The following is a 16,206-nucleotide window of genomic DNA, read 5'->3' as shown; positions in this document are numbered from 1 at the left end:
TTTTTACGGAACAAGTATAGAGGCTTAAAATGTAACTATTGGTGATTATATTGCCTTACCAACAATTACAAAGGAATTGTTATGAATCTTCACTCCAATCTCCGTTACCCTTTTTTTCAATATATGATCGAAGAATTGTCTGGCACTTTTTACGAGGATGACTTAACTAGCCTGAGCAGGCTTCTGATTCTATATCATAACAGGTATTCATTTACGGTTAGGAGGAACGATGTCGGGGAGTTCATTACTTCGCACGAGCAAGGCATTTCCAAGCCTGACTGGCTACATTGGTGGTTCGGTCAGTCCAAGCGAGATCGGATTCGACAAGTCAAGCGTCGCACAGCATTCATCCTACGACATAATCCGGAGGTAATTGAGCACCTTTTGGCAAGAGAAGATTATGGGTCTGAGAAAGCCATCTATGATGCTCTTACTTCAATTTCAAATTGGGTTAATACCTTATCGTTAGAAGTAATAACCGACAAATCTATCGATCTGGATGGGTGGAAAAGAGAGCTAGCATTTTTAGTCCAGCAAATACCAAAGCCAGAGACTGCTACAAAAAGGGCGGCACGTACGCGGGCGTCGGAAAGCTTTCAAGAACAATTTACAGATGTAGATATCGCCGAAAGCTTGCTCAAATTTAATCGCCTGAAAGTTATTTTATTGACTGAGCGGTGGATTGTCCCGATCGGCGATACAGATACTTACAGGTACTGTAAACAGGCCAAGGGCGGACGGCTTTACATCGCCGCGCTTTACTACGTTCTAATGGAGAAAGGCTATATCAAGATGACAGCAGATGCACCGCAGATCGCCGCATCCTTCAACTCTTGGTTGGTGCATGATTTTGAGCAAAGCTCTTTTATAAAGGCCTTTCAGGCAGAAGAGTTGAGTCAGTTTGACGGCAGAGAAAGAAATCCTCGCACTAAATACCTAACGGAGGTAAGATTGCTCCTTCGCGACTTATAAATAAACACTTCTTTTCATTCTCGGGCGAATTGCAGGAAGGAAATCCTGACACTTGACTCTGAATTTTGCCAGCATGTTTTATCAAACAGAAAGGCAAAATGAAAATGAAAACTCCGGATTCGTGTAGCCACAATCCAAACACAAACCTCACCACTCATTACGCAGCGCCGATAACAATCCGTTCCGATCTTGCGGCCAGCTCTGATTATCTCGTTGATGTGCGCGAAGCCAAGCGGATGTTCAAAACTGTCTCTGCCCAAAAGCTTTACTACCATTGTGCAAAGGGACATCTTCCATTTATTCGCCATGCGGGAAAACTGTATTTCTCCGAGGCAGTCCTCCGGTACTGGCACGACAGGGTTGAATCGGGGAAACCTCACAAGCTTAACCATTGACGCTATGGAGATAACCAAGGAATTGGTCTTAAAGCTCTGTGAGCGTAAAGACCCAAAACGTAAGCGCATGCTTTTTGAGCTGTATCGCGATCTGTTCACCTCTACCACGTCAGCCAGGTTCCTTGTGGATGTGATCAACGAGAAGCTCTCGACCGAGGTGGTATCGCTGTATGATGTCAAATACATCCGCTCTAAAATGAAAAAGTGGGGTGACCAGCAAATGTCAGTTCAAAAAATTGAAATGACCGAAGGGCAGACTCAACCCAAAGCGGCAATGAAATTTCCCCGCTCTGAGCCTGAGCCATATGTTAAACCATCTAAAAAATATTGACCGATGAAAAACTTACATTTTATAGTGCAAGCCAAGGGAGGCGTAGGCAAATCCATTTTGATGTACCTGTTTGCACTCAAGCACTACCAAGACCCCAAGTGCCTGTTCATTGACGTGGACGCTTCAACGCAGACCAGTACACGTCAGCTCAAATTCGTCCATCAGGATCAATCCGATGTTGCGAACCTGTTAGACGAGAAAGGCCTTTTGATCCGTGATAATTTGTTGGCTTATTTGCAGAGCATCGCAAAGGAAGACTTTGAAGACGCCTATTTTGATTTTGGCGCTCCTGAAAGCGAACAGCTTCCATCGCTCATTGAATACGACATACCGCTCAAAGCATTTGCCGAAGGACTAGGTTTTGAAATCACGTTTCATATTGTGATTGGCGGTGGCGGTGCATACAATCCATCCATCGATTATTTACTAAGGATGTTTGACCTTGTTAAAACGGACTTTGAAATCGTCGTATGGCAGAGCATGGCCACCTTTCGCAAGTTTCCACACTTGACCCAGGAGCTTAGAGAAAACTGTAAGGACTCAGGGCTCGTGTTTCGCAGGTTTGGAGATTTTGAGCCTGAATCATTTCTCGGGGCAGAAATCTTGACAGGCATCCGGAAAGGCCTTGCGCTGGATACCTACACCATGGGGCCAAGACTAAGACTTCAAAGAGAACTTCAAATCAACTTTGCCGATGTCTAGCGAATCAATCAGCAAACAAATCCTGGCCAGGATCAAAGCAGAGTACCTGGCCAGGTATGAAATCGAGATGGACGACTGGTCTGCAATCATATTGCTGGACAATCAAGCTCAATTTCAAAACATGGATAGTCAGCTCAGGGCCGTCCTTGATGAGAACAAAAGGCTTAGCGGCAAGATCAAGGATTCCGTAAAGACGATACAATTTAACTCGATCTTGGAAGCCTTTATGCATGGCCTAGGTAAGGGATTGCCGTATTCGATTACAGCACTCGTTCTTGGAATATTGTACTACGTATACATGAGTACGTATGTGGATTACCAGCGGATCGAGGATTTCGTTTCAGCTTACAAAAATGCACCGGACTATGTGGCCTTGATCCGCGAAGGTGAGACGGAAACGTCAGGTGGCATCGAGTATCTCATTCTCTCTCCGTCGAAAAGCGGCAAATATGTGTTCGGAAAGTCTTACGAATTCGACTCGCGACGAAAATTGGTCAAAGTACCTTTGCAGAGGAAAAATTGATCCCAAAGAGAGACAAAAAGGTCTAAATGTGCTCTCAAAGGGTCATTTATGGTTATTTAGAGTCAGAAATTGCCCTGAAGAGTCAAAAAGTAATCCAGAAAAATCGTTTAAAGGAAAATTTGAGCCAAAAGAGGTCAGGAAAGATCCTGCACGGTGGTTTCCTCCACAGCCAGCTATCGCCGGTACGTCGCGAAATGCGACTCCCCGGCGGGAGCTGGCCATGGGAAAACCCCTGGACCCCTGCTATTCGCCTTCCGGCTCATAGCTAATCAAAAAAGAGACATGGAAAATCAGAAACAAAAAGGCAGACCGCCCAAGGAAAAAGGCACTGCCAAAAGGGACCACTTCTCGGTCTAGGTAAGTGCTGATCAGAAAAGACAGATTAATGAGTTAATCGAAAAAAGCGGACTTTCAGCAAGCCAATTCTTTTTGACATTAGCACTGGACATTCCGTTCAAACGGCCGGAGAAACGGACGCTCCCGAAGGCAACTGCGGACACGATCAGGATACTGGAACAGCTCGCTGGCGCTTTGTCTGTTGCGGTATTAAAGACTAAGGGTCATCAGATGCTTTCGGCTCAGTGGGAACAGAGCAGCCAGCGCATCAAACTGCTCGCTGATCTGATAACGCTTTGGATTTTCGAAAACTTTGAGATTCCGAGTTTTAAGAAAAGTCTTTCCCAGATTTGCCGGTAGGCGGATGAGCTAGCGGTTTATTTAAACCATAGCACGAGTGAATCAGGGAGTCGACATTTCTTGCTCGAAAGAGTTAAATCGATACATCGGCTCGCTGGTGACCTGCTTAGTAAGTATGAAGCGTACTACGCCTCACCGTTAGCAGAGCTGGCACCTATTTGGAAGGTTCGGGATTCTGATCCCGAGTCGGTGCATGATCAAATCGAAAAAGCATTACGGACGATGCATAAGCGGGTAAAGCAATGATCGGAAAAGCTGGTTTGGGCAGTTACGCCAAAGGGATATTGGACTACTGCTATTATGGAAAGGAGCTATCCGTAAAGATCAAAACCGAGCTTGGTGCGGATATGGTCAGAGGCGAATTGGTTCACATTCAAAACCTTGCCGTCAAAACACACAGTGACGGACGGCTTGATATGAACTATGTGGCCAAGCAATTCATCGATAACCACATGAAAAATACCAAACTTAGTAAATTCGTTTGGCATCAGTCGTTTAGTTTCGCGCCAGGTGAAAGGCCTGGAAACGAAACGGTAGCCCAAATCGCTACCGAGTTTGCCAAAGAGTTTGGATTTGATGACAACCAGATGCTTGTTTTCAGACATGAGGGTAGTGAAAATTCACATTTCCATATTGTTGCAAACCGGATCAACCATAACGGAAAGAACACTGCGGATCATTTTAAGAATTACGCCCGAACAGGTCAGTTCTGCCGGAGAATGGAAAAGGAATTGGGATTAGCCGAAACGCCTGATATGCGGATCAATAAATCACGTGGCATCGAAATTCCATTAGTTGACCAGAGTCATTTAAAACTTAGAAGGTCAATTGATGAGTCCATAAATAGCATAGCGTCGATCGATGAATTAGAAAGGCATTTGGCAGCCAAGGGCTACAAAACTTACACCGGACGAGGTATTTTTTTTGACGTCCGAAAAAAAATCAAGATCAAAGGATCAGATCTTGGGCGTAACTATTCGCTTTCTTCTATCGAAAAGCGGCTCTCGCAAAACTTAGAAATGGGTGTGGAAAAACAAGTAAAACCTGAGTTCAAAAAACAGAAAAAGCAAGGTATTGGCATGTAGAAGCACGTTTCTGCGAAGAAAAACCTATTTTAGCCAAAAATAACCCGTTACACCCATGAAGCTTAGAGCAATTAAATTCTTTTCCCCAGAGGAAAACGTATCAAAAACCAAAGAGGCTGCAAAAGAAGCACTGCTTCCAACTGGTTACATTTCTAATTCAGGCAAGCTTGTTTTTCCGGCAACTGCACTGCGTGATCTGGGGATTGATCCAGAGTCCACCAAATTCAAAATAGGTACCCAGGAGGGAAAGCGGAAAATCAAATCCGTATATCTGGTACCATCTGCAAGTTCCGATCAAACTTTCTCATTCGAGAAAAGTGGTCGAGGCCATGTAATTCCACTTGCGATCATTTTGAAGAAAGGGAATGTCAACTTTGAAAGTGAAAAGCTGATTTTCAAAATCTCGACATTTGACTTTGATCAAGCCACGAAAGGATTTGAGCTGGCTATTAAAACCGAGGCACCCAAGCCTGAATACACAGGAAAACCTCGTGGTAGGAAGCCACGCGTATAGACGCCGTAGAATTCGATTTATCAAAAGATCAATCACAAAACGAAAAAAGCCGCAATCCTGCGGCTTTTTTGCTATTACCTATTTTTTAGAAGTTCTATTTTTTCTCGCTCACTTTGAAGCAAACGCTCATACAATTCTACGATCTTTTCAATAGTGTTGAAAGTCGGCTGATAGTTTAGGGAACTAGCTATAAGCGTGGAACTATCACTACTGGTATTGTTGAAAGTGTTAGAGATGATATTGAACACAGCCTCTTCACTGAAGTTTTTGATGCCTTCTGGCGAAACTCCTAGTATGCTGGCGATCTGTTCAAGCATTTGCTCATCGACAACCTCACTTTGTTCAATCTTTGATATTGTCTGCTGACTCACCTTCAATTCGTGGGCAACAAACTCCTGCTTCAGACCGCGGAGTTCACGAATACGGCCAATCTTGTGGCCTATGTGGTTTGGCTTTGTTGCTGTGCTCATGGTTACAAATAAAGGAAATATCTACGCTAAGATCAACAATGGGTGCGAAGTGTTTTACCACTGTTCTTTGGTAGGATACAACTTGCAGTGGTTCGGCACGTTCACCCGCTGCCTCTTTTTTGTCAAAAAAAGAGAAGCCTATGGAGACTGTAAACTTAACAACAAACGGCAATCGGGATTCGAGCGAACAGAAGCTTGCTGAGGCCCGCGATCTGGTCGCAGAATTCTTTCATGCGACCGATCTGGACTACATGCGTGTCGAACTGTGGCAATTTTTGAAAGCAGTGACGACAGAGAAACCTTTTTCATTTCTGGGTGATCCATCTACGGTGCTTTGCCTAGAAAGGCATTTGCAAAAGATTATTTTGGCATGTAGACTGCTATTAGATGTTGCCGAAGATGATGGAACTGATCTGCATGCGGGCGATTTTCATCCTTTCAGTCCTGCGCAAATTGAAGCTGATCGGCAGTATATGCGTGATGTCCGGGAGCTCAACGACCGACATGGAGGCATGATCCGTCGGTTGTCGCTCGCTGAAACGGAGCAGCCGCTTTTGGCTATCAAGCGTGTTTTTGGGATTTACAGCTATGACCAGTGGCAAGAGATTCTGGAAGACTGGGTGGAGTATGGATTAAGCAAAGTGAGTATTTGCGAAGCGACTGGCGAATGTGCTGAAATCATCCAGTACGAGTTATTGGAATCGCTTCTCGAAGCCGTTTACCTGATTTCAAGACACGACCAGGGGGTTCCGTATCAGAAACGCCGCCTTGGGAAACTGGCGGGGAGCAAAGCCATCATAGAATTACTAATTGCAGCACTCGACCCACTTCTGATATTTGAGGTCAAGCATCCCGCGCCTCAATCAACGGATCAAAAGCCGTACAAGGATCTGCTGATTGTGTTTGCCGATGATAATCAAAAGAGCTTCAAAGAGCATCAGTCCATCGTTGAGTTATTCAGTACCAGTGATGAAAAGCTTTGCTGCTCGGTTCACAAATTGTCTGATATTCATCAGGCGCTTACCAGCGGACACGTGTATTTCTCTTTGGCCTGCACCACCGACAACCTAGTTTACCAAAGGAACTCTTCACCATTGCCGAAAGTACTTCCCGAAACGTTCGAACGATTGATTGAGCAGTCAAGGCATGGCTTTACAATCGGAATGAGCAAAGCCCGAAAGTTCTTTGAGGGAGCAGCGTACTACCAGCGGGTAAGTGAGCACGCGCTATCGATGTTTATGCTTCAGCAAGCTACTGAAACTACATTTCGCACTACCGCTATCGCACTTTATGGAAGCGAACGGCGCACCCATTCCATCAGATCACTTAAAAGGTTCAACCATAGGTTAGCGCCTCAGTTAAATGAAATCTTTCCTGGGGGTTCGTCGGATGAAGAAAGGCTATTGCAGCTTTTGGAAGACGCGTACTTAGAGACCAGATACAATCAGCATTATCAAGTCAGCGAGCAGGATCATAATTTAATCTCTGCACGGGTCTTTAGCCTGCTGGATTTAGCCGAAGCGGTGTTCGACGAGCGAGTGACTGCAATTGGATTTTAGTGGTGGAGGTGAATACAATGCCTTTAGTAGTTTGTTTGGATTGCCGATAAGAGTCACTAGAGGATGCGTTCAGTGCAAACGAAATTTACAAAGTAAAAAATGACGGTTGCAAGCCTGCACTTCGTCATCCGCCTTTTTAGCTGAACCCGCCTTAGCCAGCCGCACCTTAAACCGCCAGATGGGCTTGCAACCAAGGGGACAAGCCCCGTCATTTTTTCATTGAGTGGAAGGCAGCGATTGCCCTGAGCACAGTGCAGGGCCTAAGCTATTTAAATGCCTTTCAATCATGAGAAATCTCGAAAATGCTCCAAGAATCTACGTGGGAACCTACGGTCAGTACAACAGTGGGTCGCTCTTCGGTAAGTGGTTTGATCTGACTGACTATGCGAATCTTAAAGAATTTCTTCAAGACTGCTTTGAATTCCACCGGAATGAGCTAGACCCTGAGCTAATGTTCCAGGACTGGGGAAATATCCCGGATTTTTTGATATCTGAATGCAGTCTTCATAAAGATGCGTTTGCCTACTTTGAGGCTGCCGGTGAAATGGACGATGAGACTGCCGAAGCATTCGAGATTTACTGCAAGCAGATCAACTACTGGCCGTCCAACGGATACGAGATGGAAGATCAAATCGAAAGTTTCCAAGACAGCTACCGCGGATTCTTTGGCGGATCGATGAAAGATCCAGAACTTGAATATGCCTACCAATACGTCGAAGAGACCGGGCTGCTGTCAGGCGTGCCAGCGAATCTCCAAAGGTATTTCGACTATGAAGCCTTCGCGAAAGATTTATTTTTAGAAGGTTACAGTGAATACGAAGGTCATGTATTCGCGGATTATTAAACCCCAAAGGCAGTTCGATGTCTCCGGCATCCAACTGCCTTTCATTCTTTTTGTTCCGCTGGGAAAAAGAGGAAAAAAGTATCAAATGCTGCTCATTATTTTCCGGTCAAAAACATCGATTGTACATGGTAATGGATGTTTTTGATTGGTAACGCAAAATAAAAGCAATGGAAAAGAAGGGCAAGCAATCAGAGGAGAATTCAGCGTTGTTCACGCATCAACTAGTTACATTAGCGGATTTGGAAAGATTTAAAGAGCAAGTGCTCTCAGAAATGAGACGCTTGTTTGCAGGCGGAGTTGCTTTGCCATCCAAACAATGGCTCAAATCTCGAGAAGTACGAAAGTTACTTGACGTATCGCCCGGAAAACTACATGCTATGCGCGCAAGCCGCCAACTTGGCTTTATGCGGATTGGCGGTGTGATTTATTACGACCGGGCAGACATCGATAAAATGTTTGAAAAGTTCAAAACTCATCCGGTCAAATGAAGAAGAAGCTATCTTCATTAGGCCTTGGAAGTCAATGCCCCCCTGACGAAACTCGCGTCAGGATTTATTTTCTGCAACATGGGTCTACGGTCAATGAAGCTGGCAAATTTTTCGATCACTGTACAGTGAAGAGATGGGCAAACTCTACGGGCCAACTCATTAAAAACTGGAAACGGTTGGCCTGGACATGGATATTTTACCAATAGCCACCTAAGTTTAACTTTCAGTCGACTTCAGGTATCCGTTGGGATATCGGAACAACTCCTAGATTGATCTAATGCGTGTGTCCAGGCTTAACCAGCAACGTTGATGAGTTATCTGGTTGAAAGCCGGCGCATTCTTAAAAAACTCGATGACACAGAGCGCGACTTTTGGATGCGGATGCATCCGCATCCACCGCAGTCCTGGTACGTGTATAAATTTTATATTTTTTGCCAGGTGGTCGGGCGGAGCTATTGGCGGATAAAATTGAAACAGGCAATGCATCGTGGATAAATTTGGAAGCGTTGATCACTTTGCCTCTTTCAACCGATCGAGTAACGCCTTCTCAACTGGAAGCAGTTTAAGATAGATCGGCGGCCCCTCGGAGGCTGGCATTATGTGAGAAATCCCACAAATATGTGACTATCGATTATTCACTACATTGTCCTTTTCCTGATTGACGGAATTAAGTGCATTCAAAGTCCAATCAAATAGATCGGACTCTAGCGTCAATAGATATTATCTATACCGCATCCCGTGCTACTAATCCGATCATCTTTCTGTACTCACCGATAGGTTCGCCAATATATCATCCTAACATTGGAATCGGCCACATAGAATTACACTTTGGTGGTACAAAATGAAATTATAACGAATCGCTGATACGTACGGTGAACCGTAATTATAGCATCGCCAGAGGGCCGCCTTTGCATGGCCCGAGTCGAGATATTGGAAAGATTATTCTTTGCCGAATAATAACTTAGCCTCTTGTAACCAATGAGTTATTAGAATAATTCGATAAATTTTAATGGAAAACACTGCACTAATATTCCCTGACTTTATCATGAAATATCTCATCGTTATTATTTTGGCGACCCTTGGTCAAGCATCGTTTGCTCAGACAACTTCGTCGGCCGAATATCGCTTATCAACATCGGACCTTCGCTTGCATGGAACGATTCCTAGCAAATCCAAGATAACGGGCGGGAATGGGAAATTTGATGCGACAACAATTTTTCGTGTCACCGACATTAACCCTCTTAAATATCGCTATACAGTCAACAACGTAGTAATTTCTCATTTTACTGACGCAACTACGATAGACTCTGAGGAGTCGAAGACGATTAGTGGTAATGGCGTTGTTAATCCCGATATTGTCATCCCCGATATTTTCTCAACCGATACAACGAAGAGTCAGATTCGGAAGAAATTAGCAGAGTTCAACGCAAAAAGGGTTGCTACTGCGGATTCCCTTAGGAAAGTCAGTAAGGCTTTGCAAGGACTATACATGGATCTAGCACGCATTACGAAATATTCCCCTCCAAAATCTGTTGTTGCGCACGGGCATCACGACGTTAAGTTGGATCAAAAAACGAACACTGGGGCAGAAACGAAAGAAAAAACTGAAAAAGAAAGGGAAAAGGAAATGGCTGCTGCTGAGGAAAAGGCCGCCATTGAGGTAATTAGAAAGCGAAGATATCTTGATAGTTTGTTCATTGTCAGCAATGAGAAGTATCGTAAACTAAGCGAACGCTTACGTGGGCATAGTTTTGATCGCTCCATTCAAATTCAGGATTACATCGCCTACATCCGCAAGTTGCCCATCCTTAATTTAGACAATGCAATTATCCGACGATTGATGTCGACGGTTGCCGACACTGCTACCTTATACTATTCGATAGACGTGGCTAAACAAGAGTTTGCAAATGATTTCAAAAACAGATACAGCGATTTCGATACTCTGGAAAACTTCTTGGCTCATATCAGTGCACAGCCACATGACATGAAGAATGGTCTCCAAAATAAGCACTTTCTTGAACTGGAAAAGAAATACAAGCTGGATTGGGAGCGCCCAGCGGTGGGAGAATATCACGGTATTTCGGTAGAGGAGAGCTTGAGCTCGCTTCGCGAGCAAATACTTGAAAAGCGATTTCAAATCTATCAGGATTACGTGTTGCTGGTTGCTACCAATATAGGAATGCTTGTGCAGGACCATGCGGTAAAATACGCAACCTTTCATAACGAAGTACTGGCATTGAATTCAATTGACTCGACAATGCTTCATCGAATCAATGTTAAAACTCAAAAACTGCGCGACTTTCTAATCTATGTCCGGCAAACCGACGCAGATATGCAAATGCTGATGAGCTATCTCGACGTCAATGTCGCTCTCTACGAAAAGATCGCGACAAATGTTAATAAGAACTCCATCCTGCTTAACAAAATATTGACAAGCCTGGGCACTGTACAGAAATCAACCACGAGTGAAAACTTGATGCCAACAACGGCCAATTTTGGCAACTGTGATGTTTTAAGGTTTGTCATAAGGCGTGAAGAGGTTGCCAGCAAGGACATCAAGGTCTCCGAATATGTCTACGAATACTGGCTAAAGGGTGGCCTGAAGGTTGATTTCAGTGTGGGATTCTTTGGTAGTCGACTTCTCGACGACGTATTTAATAAGGTCCTGATTTCTACCGACACATCTGGGGTGGATAGCATTCAAATCAAACGCCAAAATGCTGGACGGGCGGATTTTGCGTTTGGCGGAATGGTTAATATTGTTAGGCGAAATGGAGAAAAATGGGTCAACGGCGGCCTGAGCTTTGGCGTTGCCTACGCCGGTAATAAGTCATTACAAGCACTAGCATCTGTCGCAGTTCACCTCGGTAAGTCAGAGCGTATTATCTTGCATGCCGGATGTGCGTTTGGCCTGGTAAAGCGTCTGGATTTGTCAGCAAACAATTTCATCTCTGATGGAAATAACATCATTGTGAAATCAAAGGACATTTCCTATTCATCATTCAATATTCCGTATTACCAACGATTTGAGGGAAAGATGTTTTTCGGGATAACCTACAATTTGTCTAAAAAGAACGCACTGTCAGCAGTTTCTGGGGCCGGACTCGATACCTATAATTCGCGTAAATAGCGCGCTGGAACAGTAGGAAATAGAAGCTTGATTCGGTGTATTTATACAAAAGGTGGTAGGCTGTCAGCGTCCTGAATACGATTGATTTAGCTGAGAGCGTTCTCGAACTCACCTTAACGTAAGGGGCGACTCGTATTGATGCTGTTACTAAACCTGCTCATCTCCCATGCTCCAAAACCGAGCGCTACTTCGCGCCTGGAGATTAAGATCCCAAAAATTCTGGTTTTGAGAAACACTTGCAAGAGCTCTTGCAAACGACATAGTGGGCCCAACTTGTAATGTAAGCTGACATTGGGACTTATCCATCTGGTGTATGAGTATCGAGGCCGCTCTCGAGTTCAAATGTTTATGTTGGATGATCTCGTCTTTCAGAATCTGCTCTAAATATAGCTGTTCACAGTGAGTTGAGTATTCGCTTGAAAATCAATACGAAACCGACAAAGCCCACTTCGCCCACCTAGGAAAATTCAGTCGCCTTCAGCGCGCTTGGGCTGATAGAACCGAGCAAGAGTTATCTTTGTGGCCTATGGCTCCTACCGGACGGAAGTATGAATGGAGATCACGCCCGCGGATCAGATCGTTCCAAGAGCGAAATAGTTGGGCTAGCTGATGAGAGTTTCAATCGAAACCTCAATTTCTGGTATGGTAGAATACGGATCCGGAGAAGTCAAATGGCATTACCAGATGATCGGCCATGGCACGGCCGGGCAGTTAATTACTGGGTACATGAAGTGTATTTTAAGACGGAGACTAATCCGGATCATATCACATACGCTGAATCCAGAGGCGTTGGACCAATATGAAAGAAAGGAGGAATTAATAGAAGCGCGCGAGATGATGTTAGCAGATTAAAAACATGGACTGTTCTGAAAGCCTCGGACATTGTTGATGAGAATATTTTCGGAAAGGAGAAGATTTGTCCCTGGGGACTCAATCACTTGAATAATTAAAATCCTTCAAAGCTCAGATCTTTCTCAACGTGCTGCCAGTGGATACCTAGCCTAAGATAACGAATTTCGAGATTAGTAAATGTGAGCGTTAGTCGCGTTAATTAGCATTATGCTACTAAATAATGCCAAGTGAAAGCAGCGACAAGCACGTTTACCGTGTTAATTAAGAAAGCGTTACCTTTGAGACTCGAGACCCAACTCTTTCCATAATAGCTACATGAGAACCTTTCCCATACTACTTGTTATTTTCGTATTCGTTGCAGCATGCAAGAAAAAAAACAGTCAAGTAGACCCTCAAAATCAATGCCTTACGCCAACTGAGGTTAAAATACAACATATTTCGGGGCAGGACGTGAGCTTTGAACTTATCGGCACCGATAGCGCATCGATCGGTAAGGTAGCATGGACAATTATTAGCGACGAAAAGACGGTCCAAATTGAAACAGACAGTAAAACCAAAGTAACGCAAAACTTTTCGAAGAGTGGCGAATTTAGGGTAACAGTCGTAGTAGAAACTGTTTGTAATAAAACAGTCACATTAACAAGGACTGAAAACATCAAAATTGAATCGTATACACGGCAATGGATAACCGATATTGGACAGTTTCAAGATAGTATCGACTTCCATTTAACCGAGTCTGTAAATGGAGGCTGTATCGCTGCGATAAATGGTTGGTACTCAAAACAAATTATTAGCCTTAATGCAAACGGACAGCTCCTTTGGAAAAAATCGCTTGATTGGCAAGATTCTAGATATACGGTATCGATACTAACTGCAGGTGATGGAGGATATATTCTAGGTACAAACTCGAACGCTAAAAGGTATGGGCTGTTGAAAATTTCAAACACCGGAGAGAAAATATGGGAAAAGGAATTCTATGGAGTTCCAAATTCTAGTATGATGTTTCCGCAGGACAACCTGAGAAAAGTAATAAGTGCCTCAGATGGCGGATACATTCTTGCAGGGACGTCAAACACCAGGGTAGGCAACAATAAGTCAAGCCCACCGAAAAACTCCAATTCAAACGACACCAACACCGCCTATGACATCTGGATAGTCAAAGTCGACGCGCAGGGTAACAAGCAATGGGACAAGACAATCGGTGGAAGTGATGCCGAATACATAAACAACATCACAGTTACTCCTGATGGAGGATATTTGCTCAATTGCGTATCGAACTCGAAAATTTCCCTAGACAAAACCGAAGATGTGGAAGGTGATTATGATAGATGGCTTGTGAAGATCAACAAATCAGGTGATATAGAATGGGATAGAATACAACCCGCCGATACATATAGCCAAATGATCGTATTAGCAGACGGATCAATCATTATAGAAAAACAAAGCTATCCAACCGGAGTAGGATACAGAAAGCTAAACAGCTCAGGACGAAAAATCTGGGAAAAAGAGGTAGAAGGATCGGATGCCACATTACTACAATCTGATCAAGGTGGATTTATAATGTTTGGCAATCTTGGAGCAAATAACTTAATCAAATTTACCAGTAATGGAGAGGTTCAAGAAAGAAAAACAATCAACCTTGGCGAGGGTCAATTAAGGCCGTGGTCACCACCAATAAAATCAACATCAGGCGGATTTTATGGCTTTTTGTATTCAGCGAACAATCAGAGTATTTTCTATGTGAAGTAGCATTAACTAGACAAGTAAGAGTGTTCGCTTGTCAAAGATCGTACAGTGTGAATAACCACAATCAACCTATGCGATGTAAGTATGTGAACTTAATACTGTATCAAAAAATCAATAATTTATGAAGTGGGACTTAGGACTAAATTTATATTCAAAAAAATCCATAATATTCGAACCTGGTCAGCTCAACTCTCCTGAATTCAGAAGAGTCATTGCAGAAAACAAATTTCACATTTACTTAGTTTGTAAAAGAAAGAAAATATACTTTAAAAGCTGCGAACGGAAAGAAGGCAAAAACGAAATTGTCTTATATTATTTAAATGATCAACACGAAAAAGTTAACTTAACATTTTCTAATCAAAGCATCTATTTTATTGATTCCTGGTCTGATGGGCAGTACCGAATTACCGTAAATGATTCTCACAGGATTTTAGTAGATGACTACAAACTAATCAATCTACTTCATTCTTACAATGGCGATCTTAAAAGCAAAGGAGAAAACGATGGTCTAGCTTCTGATTTAGAAGTGTTATACGTTGGTCAAGCTTTCGGGCGAAATAAACAAAGGACTATTGATTACCGTTTGTCAAATCACGAGAAAGTACAGAAAATTGCCCTTGACATATTAAAACTAGGCAGCAATGAAGAAGTAATTATAATCGGGCTCACAGTTGATACAAGCGACATAAAAACCTCGTTCGCTTTATCAGATTCAAAGACAGTAGCTCCAACAACTGAAAATTTAAAACAGATCCTTACGAAGTCAAAAAACAGATTAAGCAAGGGCCAGGAGGTAACTGTTTATGAAGCGTCATTAATTAAATATTTCAGGCCAAATTTGAATATTGAATATAAAGAAACATTTCCATCAAAAGATTTTATTTCGTATAACGAATTATATAAAATCGCTTTTGAATATTCTGCTATGGAAGTAAACACTGAGGAAATCGGGGTACGTCTATATTCTACGCAAGCGCCCGCAAGAAAATATCAACATTCACAGTATTTCCCTTTAGAAACCGATAGCGACAAGGCAACATTGTTCGAATATCTATACGAACTTAATAGCAAGTAAGTCGAAGTATAAAATATAGTAAATAATATGCATGAAACATTTTATAAATTTACATTATGTTAAATAACTCACTACGTTGTAGTGCACTGTCGGGATATGCGAGTAAGAACGTATAATCAATTGAGTAACTTGTTTGGAAATAGCTAAAACGAAAATAACATGGGGATTTTTAAAGGATTGATCAATCTGATCTCTATGAAGATCAATGGGCAGGACACTGACCCTGATCACCTTATGATTGATAAAATCATTTTTCTTTATAAGTTTCTATCGAAAAATAACTCCACATTATTTGCCAATGAGAGGGAGTTAATTGTGTTTGTTATGTCTGTGACGTTAAGTAGAAACCTTAGAAATGAGAGCATTGATATTGATTACTTATATCAAGTTGTTGATGGCATATATCAGAACGTAGATGGCAATCTCGAGAAGGATAAATCTTTTCCGAGCGACGAGTATAAATTATATCTGATCGCTTATGACACGATGAGTGTCCACTATCATATAGTGTTCGGTAAATATCATGATGACTTCGAGAAAAAGACAAAGGAAAAATTGTCTACATTAAACGAATACATAAACATCAAGGCAGTACGCGAATACAAAAACGATCCGGAAGTTAATACAGCCTTCAAAAAAGACTTAGTCAATAAGTTGATCAAAGAACTAACAGCAGGTCTTGATGGGAAAACTTGAATGCACTTTGTCCTTGCTCACGTGTCCGCAATAAATATGACTTGTCCATTTTGAATATATTTAATCGCTAAAATTGATGATCCGGTTCATTTTAATGATAGTTCTATACAATATTCCAAGTATATCTC

At 42.7% G+C, this 16,206-nt stretch carries 16 protein-coding genes; 15 read left to right on the top strand and 1 reads right to left on the bottom strand.

From position 1 onward, the window contains the following. Positions 1 to 123: 123 nt before the first annotated feature. From AAHB90_RS15775 to AAHB90_RS15740, 8 genes are all read left to right on the top strand, one after another. Complete coding sequence (locus tag AAHB90_RS15775; RefSeq protein WP_342086172.1) at positions 124 to 972, top strand: hypothetical protein; 849 nt, start codon at positions 124 to 126, stop codon at positions 970 to 972. Positions 973 to 1,070: 98 nt separating this feature from the next. After that, on the top strand, positions 1,071 to 1,367 hold the full coding sequence (locus AAHB90_RS15770; RefSeq protein WP_342086171.1) for a hypothetical protein: 297 nt from the start codon (positions 1,071 to 1,073) through the stop codon (positions 1,365 to 1,367). Positions 1,368 to 1,371: 4 nt separating this feature from the next. Beyond that, complete coding sequence (locus AAHB90_RS15765; protein ID WP_342086170.1) at positions 1,372 to 1,698, top strand: hypothetical protein; 327 nt, start codon at positions 1,372 to 1,374, stop codon at positions 1,696 to 1,698. Positions 1,699 to 1,701: 3 nt separating this feature from the next. After that, on the top strand, positions 1,702 to 2,400 hold the full coding sequence (locus tag AAHB90_RS15760; protein ID WP_342086169.1) for a hypothetical protein: 699 nt from the start codon (positions 1,702 to 1,704) through the stop codon (positions 2,398 to 2,400). Beyond that, positions 2,393 to 2,923 (top strand): hypothetical protein, encoded by a 531-nt coding sequence (locus tag AAHB90_RS15755; protein ID WP_342086168.1) that lies wholly within the window; start codon positions 2,393 to 2,395, stop codon positions 2,921 to 2,923. Before AAHB90_RS15760 ends, AAHB90_RS15755 begins: the two co-directional genes overlap by 8 nt. Before the next feature lie 429 nt (positions 2,924 to 3,352). Next, positions 3,353 to 3,619, top strand: a complete 267-nt coding sequence (locus AAHB90_RS15750) for a hypothetical protein (protein ID WP_342086167.1) — start codon at positions 3,353 to 3,355, stop codon at positions 3,617 to 3,619. A gap of 242 nt (positions 3,620 to 3,861) precedes the next feature. Beyond that, positions 3,862 to 4,704: a relaxase/mobilization nuclease domain-containing protein gene (locus AAHB90_RS15745; protein WP_342086166.1), complete on the top strand. Its 843-nt coding sequence runs from the start codon at positions 3,862 to 3,864 to the stop codon at positions 4,702 to 4,704. A gap of 55 nt (positions 4,705 to 4,759) precedes the next feature. Continuing rightward, on the top strand, positions 4,760 to 5,218 hold the full coding sequence (locus AAHB90_RS15740) for a hypothetical protein (RefSeq protein ID WP_342086165.1): 459 nt from the start codon (positions 4,760 to 4,762) through the stop codon (positions 5,216 to 5,218). Between the two features lie 74 nt (positions 5,219 to 5,292). Here the strand turns inward: AAHB90_RS15740 and AAHB90_RS15735 are convergent, their stop codons facing one another. Further along, entirely contained in the window at positions 5,293 to 5,688 is a 396-nt protein-coding gene (locus AAHB90_RS15735; protein WP_342086164.1) for a helix-turn-helix domain-containing protein, read from the bottom strand. Positions 5,689 to 5,828: 140 nt separating this feature from the next. Here AAHB90_RS15735 and AAHB90_RS15730 point away from each other — a divergent pair, with 140 nt between their 5' ends. The 7 genes from AAHB90_RS15730 to AAHB90_RS15700 all read left to right on the top strand — a co-directional run bounded on the left by AAHB90_RS15730 (position 5,829) and on the right by AAHB90_RS15700 (position 16,078). Beyond that, on the top strand, positions 5,829 to 7,247 hold the full coding sequence (locus tag AAHB90_RS15730; protein WP_342086163.1) for a HEPN domain-containing protein: 1,419 nt from the start codon (positions 5,829 to 5,831) through the stop codon (positions 7,245 to 7,247). 286 nt (positions 7,248 to 7,533) lie between these two features. After that, complete coding sequence (locus AAHB90_RS15725) at positions 7,534 to 8,091, top strand: antirestriction protein ArdA (protein WP_342086162.1); 558 nt, start codon at positions 7,534 to 7,536, stop codon at positions 8,089 to 8,091. Between the two features lie 167 nt (positions 8,092 to 8,258). Further along, positions 8,259 to 8,579, top strand: coding sequence for a helix-turn-helix domain-containing protein (locus AAHB90_RS15720; protein WP_342086161.1), 321 nt, complete (start codon positions 8,259 to 8,261; stop codon positions 8,577 to 8,579). 1,045 nt (positions 8,580 to 9,624) lie between these two features. Next, a complete protein-coding gene (locus tag AAHB90_RS15715) occupies positions 9,625 to 11,709 on the top strand; it encodes a hypothetical protein (protein WP_342086160.1) in 2,085 nt (694 codons plus the stop codon). Positions 11,710 to 12,876: 1,167 nt separating this feature from the next. Next, on the top strand, positions 12,877 to 14,310 hold the full coding sequence (locus AAHB90_RS15710; RefSeq protein ID WP_342086159.1) for a hypothetical protein: 1,434 nt from the start codon (positions 12,877 to 12,879) through the stop codon (positions 14,308 to 14,310). A 118-nt stretch (positions 14,311 to 14,428) separates the two neighbouring features. Further along, positions 14,429 to 15,382 (top strand): hypothetical protein, encoded by a 954-nt coding sequence (locus tag AAHB90_RS15705; RefSeq protein ID WP_342086158.1) that lies wholly within the window; start codon positions 14,429 to 14,431, stop codon positions 15,380 to 15,382. Positions 15,383 to 15,541: 159 nt separating this feature from the next. Beyond that, entirely contained in the window at positions 15,542 to 16,078 is a 537-nt protein-coding gene (locus AAHB90_RS15700; protein ID WP_342086157.1) for a hypothetical protein, read from the top strand. Positions 16,079 to 16,206 lie beyond the last annotated feature (128 nt).

The sequence above is a fragment of the Dyadobacter sp. OTU695 genome (genome assembly GCF_038440355.1).
Classification (GTDB): Bacteria; Bacteroidota; Bacteroidia; order Cytophagales; family Spirosomataceae; genus Dyadobacter.
This window is presented reverse-complemented; position numbering and strand designations above follow the sequence as displayed.

Excerpts from the sequence above, each read along its gene's own strand:
- AAHB90_RS15755 (WP_342086168.1), top strand. The coding sequence starts at position 2,393 with ATGTCTAGCGAATCAATCAGCAAACAAATCCTGGCCAGGATCAAAGCA.
- AAHB90_RS15765 (WP_342086170.1), top strand. The coding sequence starts at position 1,372 with ATGGAGATAACCAAGGAATTGGTCTTAAAGCTCTGTGAGCGTAAAGAC.
- AAHB90_RS15720 (WP_342086161.1), top strand. The coding sequence starts at position 8,259 with ATGGAAAAGAAGGGCAAGCAATCAGAGGAGAATTCAGCGTTGTTCACG.
- AAHB90_RS15735 (WP_342086164.1), bottom strand. The coding sequence starts at position 5,688 with ATGAGCACAGCAACAAAGCCAAACCACATAGGCCACAAGATTGGCCGT.
- AAHB90_RS15740 (WP_342086165.1), top strand. The coding sequence starts at position 4,760 with ATGAAGCTTAGAGCAATTAAATTCTTTTCCCCAGAGGAAAACGTATCA.
- AAHB90_RS15730 (WP_342086163.1), top strand. The coding sequence starts at position 5,829 with ATGGAGACTGTAAACTTAACAACAAACGGCAATCGGGATTCGAGCGAA.
- AAHB90_RS15775 (WP_342086172.1), top strand. The coding sequence starts at position 124 with ATGATCGAAGAATTGTCTGGCACTTTTTACGAGGATGACTTAACTAGC.
- AAHB90_RS15770 (WP_342086171.1), top strand. The coding sequence starts at position 1,071 with ATGAAAATGAAAACTCCGGATTCGTGTAGCCACAATCCAAACACAAAC.
- AAHB90_RS15715 (WP_342086160.1), top strand. The coding sequence starts at position 9,625 with ATGAAATATCTCATCGTTATTATTTTGGCGACCCTTGGTCAAGCATCG.
- AAHB90_RS15700 (WP_342086157.1), top strand. The coding sequence starts at position 15,542 with ATGGGGATTTTTAAAGGATTGATCAATCTGATCTCTATGAAGATCAAT.
- AAHB90_RS15705 (WP_342086158.1), top strand. The coding sequence starts at position 14,429 with ATGAAGTGGGACTTAGGACTAAATTTATATTCAAAAAAATCCATAATA.
- AAHB90_RS15760 (WP_342086169.1), top strand. The coding sequence starts at position 1,702 with ATGAAAAACTTACATTTTATAGTGCAAGCCAAGGGAGGCGTAGGCAAA.
- AAHB90_RS15710 (WP_342086159.1), top strand. The coding sequence starts at position 12,877 with ATGAGAACCTTTCCCATACTACTTGTTATTTTCGTATTCGTTGCAGCA.
- AAHB90_RS15725 (WP_342086162.1), top strand. The coding sequence starts at position 7,534 with ATGAGAAATCTCGAAAATGCTCCAAGAATCTACGTGGGAACCTACGGT.
- AAHB90_RS15745 (WP_342086166.1), top strand. The coding sequence starts at position 3,862 with ATGATCGGAAAAGCTGGTTTGGGCAGTTACGCCAAAGGGATATTGGAC.